Source organism: Solihabitans fulvus, assembly GCF_008386585.1.
GTDB lineage: Bacteria > Actinomycetota > Actinomycetes > Mycobacteriales > Pseudonocardiaceae > Solihabitans > Solihabitans fulvus.
The window spans coordinates 1-222 of the sequence record NZ_VUOB01000312.1 but is presented as its reverse complement, the minus strand read 5'-3'; the positions used below and the strand labels follow the sequence as shown (position 1 = coordinate 222).

General features: G+C 44.6%; 1 protein-coding gene. It reads right to left on the bottom strand.

Features of this window, described 5'->3' with window-relative positions:
* On the bottom strand, positions 1-222 hold a 222-nt coding region (locus F0L68_RS45940; RefSeq protein WP_223199646.1), incomplete at both ends, for a hypothetical protein.

Below are 222 nucleotides of genomic sequence, written 5' to 3'. Positions count from 1 at the left end.
TAGCCTTCGTAGGAGGAGCTGTAGTCTTCTTGGCAGCTTTAGTTGATTTCTTTTGTTCCTTTGCCGCCTTAATGGCCTGTTCTCTCTGCGCTTTACGTACTTCAGGCTTCATATTACGCTTAGCCATAATGTCACTAAGTGAAGCACCAACAATCGCACGTTGGAACTTTTGGGTCCTTCTAGTACGTTTCTTTGCTTGTTCTTCCTCTTGGCCCTTTTTGA